Below are 6,449 nucleotides of genomic sequence, written 5' to 3' on the forward strand. Positions count from 1 at the left end.
ACGAAATCATAGCCGGAATTGCCGTCGAGAACGAATTCCTTGATGGCGTTGGTGACATGGGGAATCACCTGCACCGTGCCGCCGAGATAATCGCCGCGCCGCTCGCGCGTGATGATGTCCTGATAGATCCGACCGGTGGTGACATTGTCCATGCGATTGGCCGAGCGGCCGGTAAAGCGCTCGTAATGGCCGAGATCGAGATCGGTCTCGGCGCCGTCGTCGGTGACGAAGCATTCGCCATGCTGATAGGGCGACATGGTGCCCGGATCGACGTTCAGATAGGGGTCGAGCTTGCGCAGCCGCACCGTATAGCCACGCGCTTGCAGCAGGGCGCCCAGCGCCGCCGAGGCCAACCCCTTGCCGAGGGAGGAAACCACGCCGCCGGTGATGAAGATGTACCGCGCCATCGCAGGGTCGCCTCAAGTCTGAGCGGGACGCGGCGCGGAGAGCGCCGGTCGACCGTGGGGATTTCATTACGGGAAGGGCCGGAAAACCGGCCCCTCGGGAAACGTGAACTTACTGCGAACGCGGCGGAGCCTGGGCCGGCTCCGGCGCGGGCGGCGCTGCGGGAGCGGCCGGAGCCGTCTTCTCCATCTGCTTCAACTGGTCGAGAACCGTGCCCTTCGGCTGGTCCGTCGCCGAGGCCGGCGCGGTCGCGGCGGGCGATTCGAAGATGGATTTGTTGGGGTGATTGTAGGAGGCCAGAATGGTCAGCGCCAGACTGGTGATGAAGAACAAAGTGGCGAGAATCGCAGTTGCCCGCGTCAGCGCATTGGCCTGGCCGCGTCCGGTGAAGAAGCTGCCGGCCCCGCCGCCGCCCATGCCGAGCGCGCCGCCCTCGGAACGCTGCAGCAGAACCACGGCGATCAGCGCCACCACGATGAGAAGATGAACGACGATCAGAACCGTCTGCATTTTATCGTCCTTGCGCCCAACTCGCTGAAAAGTAAATTCTTTTCACGAGAGCGGGCTTTGAGATGCCAAGTCAAACCGCAAAAGCCGCCGCGAAACGGCCGCGACGGCATAGTCGGCGGGTCTTAACGCAAAAGTCCGCCGTTGGGAACCCCGCCCGCGCGGTCTACTCGTAAACCGAAGCGATGCCCAGGAAATCCTTGGCGGTCAGGCTCGCGCCGCCGACCAGGGCGCCGTTGACATTCTCCACCGCCATCAGTTCGGCGGCGTTGGAGGGCTTCACCGAGCCGCCATAAAGAATGCGGACGACGGCGCCGGCCTCCGGCAGCAAGTCGACCAGTTCGCGGCGGATGAAGCCGTGGACCTCGGCGACATCCTCCGGCGTCGGCGTCAGGCCGGTGCCGATCGCCCAGACCGGCTCATAGGCCACCACCAGATTTTGCGCTGTCGCGCCATGCGGCAGCGAGGCGGAGAGCTGGCCGCCGACGACGGCGAGCGTCTGGCCCGCCTCGCGCTGGAGATTGGTTTCGCCGACGCAGACCACCGCGACCAACCCGGCGCGCAAAGCGGCCTCCGCCTTGGCGCGCACGACCGCGTCGCTCTCGCCATGATCGGCGCGGCGTTCGGAATGGCCGACGAGAACAAAACCCGCGCCCGCGTCCCTGAGCTGTTCGGCGGAAATGTCGCCGGTATGGGCGCCAGAGGCCTTGGCGTGGCAGTCTTGCCCGCCGATGGCGATCCGGCCCGCCGCCGCGGCGACCGCCTGGGCGATCAGGGTCGCCGGCGGACAGATCAACACGTCCGCCCCGCCGATTCCGGCGGCGCTTTCCGCTATGGCAGCGATCTCGGCCAGCGAGGCGGTCACGCCGTTCATCTTCCAGTTGCCCGCCGCGAGCGGACGAATTTTCACCGTCATGCTTGTTCCCCCAAACCCTCCGCCTCGCGATAGCAGAGCCGGCGGCGCTTGCAAATGGGGCGAAGCGGCGCAGGTCGTTGGAAATGGCTTGTATTCGGCGAGCGACTGCGATCAAACGGCGCGGCGGGAGTCGCGCGCTCGCCGAGCGTTGGAAGGGACATTGCGCGCAGCCCTCGCCGTTTCTATAGTCCCGCGCTCTCCGCCGCCCGTCCGGTGCGGCGCAAAACAGGAAATGTCCATGCTCGATGGTCTTCGGATCATGTCGAAGAATCTGATCGGCCGCACCATTCTCGCGGCCTTCGCCGCCGTCATCGTGGTCGGCTTCGGCTTCTTCGGCATCCGCGACGTCTTCACCAATTTCCGCGCGAACCAGCTCGCGACCGTCGGCGATGCGGAAATCGGAATGGCGCAGTTCCGCAACGATTACCAGACCGCGCTGCAGCGCATCCAGCGCCAGGCCAAGCGCGCCATCACCAATGAGGAAGCCCGCCAGATCGGCTTGGACCGGCAAGTGCTCTCCCAGTTGCTGACCGGCGCCGCGCTCGATCAGGACGCCAAAAGGCTCGGCCTCGCCTTGTCGGACGCCGAAATCGCCCGGGTCATCAAGGCGGAGAAAATGTTTGCCGGCCCGACCGGCGCCTTCGACCAGGCCCGCATGAACGAAATCCTACGCGACAACGGCTATACCGAAACCAGCTATATCCGCGAGCAGCGCGAGACCGCCTTGCGCCAGCAGATCGCGCAGGCGGTCACCGGCGGCGTGAAAGCGCCCGGCGTCCTGCTCGCCGCCGTCAACGCCTTCACCAACGAGACCCGCAAAGTCGATTATTTCGTGCTGCCGGCCCCCGATCTCGCCAAGGCCCCCGCCCCGGCCGACGACGCCGTGCAGTCCTATTACACTATGCGCAAGGACTCCTATCGCGCGCCGGAATTCCGCAAGGCGACCGTGCTGATCGTGACGCCGGCCGATGTCGCCAAGACGATCGAGATTTCCGACGAGGCGGCGAAAAAGGTCTATGACGAGACCGCCGCCCAGCGCTTCATCACCCCCGAGAAGCGCTCGATCACGCAGGCGACCTTCCAGAACGAGGCCTCCGCCGCCAAGGCGAAGGCGCGGATCGACGCCGGCGAAAGCTTCGACGCCGTCGTCGCCGACAAGGATCTCGGCGGCGTGGTCGCGGATATCGGCTCGACCACCCGCGCCGCCATGTTCGACAAAGCCATAGCCGACGCCGCCTTCGCTTTGCCCCAGCCCGGCGTGACCCCGCCCATTCCCGGCAAGTTCGGCGTCGTGCTCGCCCATGTCTCGCAGATCGAGCCGGGCGCAACCAAGCCCTTCGAAGAGGTCAGGGACCAGATCAAGAGCGAGCTGGCGCAAAGCCAGGCCAAGAGCGCGACCCAGCAATTGCACGACAAGATCGAGGACCTGCGCACGTCCGGCAAGACGCTCGCGCAAGCCGCCGAAGCCCTCGGCCTGCCGACCCAGACCTATGTGACGGACGCCTCCGGCGCCGCCAAGGGCGAGGCCGGCCAGCCCGGCGCCCCGATAGCGGCGCTCGCCGCCTCCCCCGAACTGGTCAAGGCCATTTTCGCCTCCGACGTCGGCGTCGACAATGAAGCCGTGACCCGCAAGGACGGCGGTTTCGGCTGGTTCGAGGTCAATGCCGTCGAGACCTCCCGGCAATTGCCGCTGGACGAGGTGAAGGCGCAGGTCGTCCGCGCCCTGCAGGAGAGCGAGGCGCAAAAGGCTCTGGCCGCTCAGGCCAACGAACTGGCGCGCAAGATCGATTCCGGCGAGAGCCTCGCCGCGCTCGCCGCCGCCAATAACGCGACCGTGCAGCAGGCGCAGGAGATCAAGCGCTCCGGCGCCGCCGGCCTGACCCCGGCCGCCATCCAGCAGATTTTCGGCACGCCGGTCGGCGGCGCAGGCGTCGCGCTGGCCGATCAGAACGGCAGGTTGGTGTTCAAGGTGCTCGACGCCGCGACGCCGCCGCTCGACCTGAAGGACAAGGTGCTGGCCGGCCTGTTGCCGCAGCTCGAATCGAGCCTCGCCGACGACCTGTTCAGCCAATATGTTTCCGGCTTGCAGAATCAGTTGGGCGTGCATGTCAATCAGGCCGCGCTGCGCGCGGTCGACGGGCAGGAATGAGAGGGTCGAAAGTATGTTCCTGCCCGAATTCGACGCTTTCGCCGCGCGCTACGACGCCGGCGAACCGTCCCTCGTCAGCCTGAAGCTGGTCGCCGATCTCGAAACGCCGGTTTCCGCCTTTCTGAAGCTCTCGCATGGCCGCGCGGGCGATGTCTTCCTGCTCGAATCGGTCGAGGGCGGCGCGGCGCGCGGGCGCTATTCCATGATCGGCCTCGACCCCGACGTGATCTTCCGCGTCAAGGGCGGCAAGGCCGAGATCAATCGCGCCGCCCGGCGCGACCGCGAGGCTTTCGTCGCCTGCGAGGGCAAGCCGCTCGACGCCTTGCGCGTGCTGCTCGACGAATCCGCCATTCCCGCGCATCCGGGCCTGCCGCCCATGGCCGCCGGCGTATTCGGCTATCTCGGCTATGACATGGTGCGCGAAATGGAGCGGCTCGCGCCCGCCAAGCGCGATCCGATCGGCACGCCGGACGCGCTGCTGGTGCGCCCGACCCTGATGGCCGTGTTCGATTCGGTGCGCGACGAAATCTGGCTGGTGACGCCCGTCCGCCCGCTGGCGGATCTCAGCGCAAAGGCGGCTTACGAAGCCGCTTTGGGCCGGCTCGACTCCGCCGTGGAGGCGCTGGAAGGGCCGATGCGCCACGAGGGCCAGGCGGCGGACGCGCTGCTGCTGCAAAGCCATCAGCCGTCGTCCAACACCAGCGAGGAGCGTTTCCTGCGCATGGTCGAGGCGGCCAAATCCTATATCCGCGCCGGCGACATTTTCCAGGTCGTGCTGTCGCAGCGCTTCACCTCGCCGTTCCAGCTTCCCGCTTTCGCGCTCTATCGGGCCTTGCGTCGCGTCAATCCGGCGCCCTTCCTGTGCTATCTCGATTTCGCCGATTTCCAGATCGTCTGCTCCAGCCCGGAAATTCTGGTCCGGGCGCGCGAGGGCAAGGTCACCATCCGGCCCATCGCCGGCACCCGCTGGCGCGGCGAGACCCGCGAGCAGGACGAGGCGCTGGAGCGTGAATTGCTAGCCGACGAGAAGGAGCGCGCCGAGCATCTGATGCTGCTCGATCTCGGCCGCAACGACGTCGGCCGCGTCGCCGAAATCGGCACGGTGAAGGTGACCGAGAAATTCGTGGTCGAACGCTACAGCCACGTCATGCACATCGTCTCGAATGTCGAGGGCAAGCTCGACCCGAACCACGACGTGATCGACGCGCTCTGCGCCGGCTTTCCGGCCGGCACGGTCTCCGGCGCCCCCAAGGTGCGCGCGATGGAGATCATCGACGAGCTGGAGGTCGACAAGCGCGGTATTTACGGCGGCTGCATCGGCTATTTCGGCGCCTCGGGCGAAATGGACACCTGCATCGTGCTGCGCACCTCGGTGGTCAAGGACGGACTGATGCATGTGCAGGCGGGCGCCGGCATCGTCTATGATTCCGACCCGGCGAGCGAACAGCGCGAATGCGTGAACAAGGCCCGCGCCCTGTTCCGCGCCGCCGAGGAAGCCCTGCGCTTCGCCTCGACCGCCAAACGCGGGCAATAAACGCCGTCATCCAAAGGGCGCAGCGGCGGCCCCCTCTCCCCGCAAGCGGGGAGAGGGCTGGGGTGAGGGGCTGAAGCGCCGACGCCTCGAAAAGCGACGCGCCCCTTGACTAAACCCGGCTGGACAGCGCTCTATCCGGCGCCCCTCATCCCTGCCCACTCCCCGTAAACGGGAGCAGGACACCGGCGCGGCCTCAACAACGACAGATCGGCGAAAACATTGACCTTCGAACACGCCAGCCCAGCGCTGGCCCGCGCCCTGGCCGAGCACGGCTATAGCGCGCCCACGCCCGTCCAGGCCGCCGTGCTCAAGCCCGAGGCCGAAGGCCGCGACATTCTCGTCTCGGCGCAGACCGGCTCGGGCAAGACCGTCGCCTTCGGCCTCGCCATGGCCTCGGACATTCTCGGCGGCGGCGAAACGCTGCCCGAAGCCGGCGCGCCGCTGGCTCTGGTGATCGCGCCGACCCGCGAACTGGCGCTGCAGGTGGCGCAGGAGCTGCGCTGGCTCTATGGCAAGACGGGCGCCTGGGTGGTTCCCTGCGTCGGCGGCATGAATCCGCACGCCGAACGCCGCGCGCTCGCCGCCGGCGCGCAGATCGTGGTCGGCACGCCGGGCCGCCTGCGCGACCATCTCGAACGCGGCGCGCTGGATCTCTCCCGCCTCGCGGCGGTGGCGCTCGACGAAGCCGACGAAATGCTCGACATGGGCTTTCGCGAGGATCTCGAATTCATCCTCGACGCCACGCCCGAAGGCCGACGCACCCTGCTGTTTTCGGCGACGATGCCGAAGGCCATTGTCGCGCTGGCGAAGAAATACCAGCACAACGCCTTGCGCATCGAGGCCAAGGGCGAAACCGCCGGCCACGCCGATATCGATTATCGCGCCGTGCGGATTGACGCGCGCGAGACCGAAAAGGTCGTCATCAACCTGCTGCGGTT

At 67.0% G+C, this 6,449-nt stretch carries 5 protein-coding genes and 1 pseudogene; 3 read left to right on the forward strand and 3 right to left on the reverse strand.

Annotated features, from left to right (window positions below; all coding sequences use genetic code 11):
- From ACE3S9_RS12745 to tpiA, 3 genes and pseudogenes are all read right to left on the reverse strand, one after another.
- Window positions 1–407 (reverse strand): annotated as a pseudogene (locus tag ACE3S9_RS12745) (CTP synthetase); the annotation flags it as partial.
- A 109-nt stretch (window positions 408–516) separates the two neighbouring features.
- Window positions 517–915 (reverse strand): preprotein translocase subunit SecG, encoded by a 399-nt coding sequence (gene secG, locus ACE3S9_RS12750; protein WP_374546842.1) that lies wholly within the window; start codon window positions 913–915, stop codon window positions 517–519.
- 163 nt (window positions 916–1,078) lie between these two features.
- A complete protein-coding gene (gene tpiA, locus ACE3S9_RS12755) occupies window positions 1,079–1,828 on the reverse strand; it encodes a triose-phosphate isomerase (RefSeq protein WP_374546843.1) in 750 nt (249 codons plus the stop codon).
- A 238-nt stretch (window positions 1,829–2,066) separates the two neighbouring features.
- Here tpiA and ACE3S9_RS12760 point away from each other — a divergent pair, with 238 nt between their 5' ends.
- The 3 genes from ACE3S9_RS12760 to ACE3S9_RS12770 all read left to right on the forward strand — a co-directional run.
- Complete coding sequence (locus tag ACE3S9_RS12760) at window positions 2,067–3,977, forward strand: SurA N-terminal domain-containing protein (protein WP_374546844.1); 1,911 nt, start codon at window positions 2,067–2,069, stop codon at window positions 3,975–3,977.
- Between the two features lie 13 nt (window positions 3,978–3,990).
- Window positions 3,991–5,511 (forward strand): anthranilate synthase component I, encoded by a 1,521-nt coding sequence (gene trpE, locus ACE3S9_RS12765; RefSeq protein WP_374546845.1) that lies wholly within the window; start codon window positions 3,991–3,993, stop codon window positions 5,509–5,511.
- A gap of 219 nt (window positions 5,512–5,730) precedes the next feature.
- Window positions 5,731–6,449 (forward strand): DEAD/DEAH box helicase (locus tag ACE3S9_RS12770; protein WP_374546846.1); only part of this gene is annotated, 719 nt, incomplete at its 3' end.

The sequence above is a fragment of the Rhodoblastus sp. genome (assembly GCF_041915505.1).
Taxonomy (GTDB): Bacteria; Pseudomonadota; Alphaproteobacteria; order Rhizobiales; family Beijerinckiaceae; genus Rhodoblastus.

Excerpts from the sequence above, each read along its gene's own strand:
- trpE (WP_374546845.1), top strand. The coding sequence starts at position 3,991 with ATGTTCCTGCCCGAATTCGACGCTTTCGCCGCGCGCTACGACGCCGGC.
- tpiA (WP_374546843.1), bottom strand. The coding sequence starts at position 1,828 with ATGACGGTGAAAATTCGTCCGCTCGCGGCGGGCAACTGGAAGATGAAC.
- ACE3S9_RS12760 (WP_374546844.1), top strand. The coding sequence starts at position 2,067 with ATGCTCGATGGTCTTCGGATCATGTCGAAGAATCTGATCGGCCGCACC.
- secG (WP_374546842.1), bottom strand. The coding sequence starts at position 915 with ATGCAGACGGTTCTGATCGTCGTTCATCTTCTCATCGTGGTGGCGCTG.